The organism is Pontitalea aquivivens (assembly GCF_046507575.1).
GTDB classification, from domain to species: domain Bacteria; phylum Pseudomonadota; class Alphaproteobacteria; order Rhodobacterales; family Rhodobacteraceae; genus Pontitalea; species Pontitalea aquivivens.
Map to the genome: position 1 here is coordinate 1 of NZ_JBKFEY010000091.1, position 1,054 is coordinate 1,054.

Sequence of the window (1,054 nt, forward strand, 5' to 3'; positions counted from 1 at the left end):
AGGTCCGGACTGGTCCCAACATCGTCGATAGGGAGCCGGCTAGTACCGACATCGCCATGGCGCCGAGGTAGACGATGCTCACCTGGTAGCCGATCAGGGCGGCCGGCAGGGAAATCGCCGCCGCCAGTGCCGGCGCGATGGCCGGCATGATGAAAAGGCTGTTGGCTGCGAGCGCATGCATGCCGGTGGCCGCAAGCAACACGACCGGCATCAGATAGCGCGGCCGCGCGCTCATCCGTACGCCACCGAGGGCAATAGACACCAGACGAGGTCCCCGGCGCGGGTCGCGAGATGCGCGTCGAGGAGCGTTTCGGCTGCTGCCCGGCTGGGGCCCTCCCCCAGAATAGACGTGGCGAGTTCGACAAACTTGAAGACGACCGATTGGTCCGGAAGTGGATGCCTCGCTGAACCGATGGGCTCGTCGATGAACCGCTCGAAGCGGCGTCCGTCCTTCAGCACCACTGTGACCCGCGCCGACCACAATGACGGATAGGTCACCTGGCAGCCGTCATCGACAGATACCTTTACCAGCTCGCAATAGGCATTGGTTTGACGATCCCTGCGCGCCGGTGCCCCGAAGGCCTCGATAGTTCCCTTGCCGTGCCTCATGGCGGTTGCGACGCAGAATTGGTAACTCAGTTGTGCTGAAACCATATCGCCCCAGCCGCCTCGGGCGTGCTTCGCGGCGATGGCATAGGTGCCGGAACGTATCTCTTCGATGGCATCAGCCCCTGTGGACTCGGTCGCCATCACGTCCAACACAGCGTCTATCGCCGGATGAATGTGTCGGCAACACGCATATTCGCCGCCGTGCGCCCGCTCAAGGGCTACCGCCGCGAGTTCCTTTTCGTACCCCCCCACCTGGAACTTCAGGGTTCTCTGTTCGCCGGAAAGATTGAAATCCATTACTTGTCCAATTCGGTGGCGTCACCTGCTGCTGCCGAGCACGCCCCCAGAAACGATTGCCTTGTTGCCTTCCTCAAACAAAGGTGCCACGGACGGCGAGCGTAAGGTCCGCACGCGCGAGCCGAGGGAACGCTGCGGCCTCACGCGC

General features: G+C 63.0%; 2 protein-coding genes. Both read right to left on the reverse strand.

All coding sequences use genetic code 11. From position 1 onward, the window contains the following. Positions 1 to 235, reverse strand: a 235-nt coding sequence (locus tag ACK8OU_RS20265) for a hypothetical protein (protein WP_410305133.1), incomplete at its 3' end; no start/stop codon positions are given. Then, positions 232 to 906: a hypothetical protein gene (locus ACK8OU_RS20270; protein ID WP_410305134.1), complete on the reverse strand. Its 675-nt coding sequence runs from the start codon at positions 904 to 906 to the stop codon at positions 232 to 234. The genes ACK8OU_RS20270 and ACK8OU_RS20265, both read right to left, overlap by 4 nt. Between the last annotated feature and the right edge of the window lie 148 nt (positions 907 to 1,054).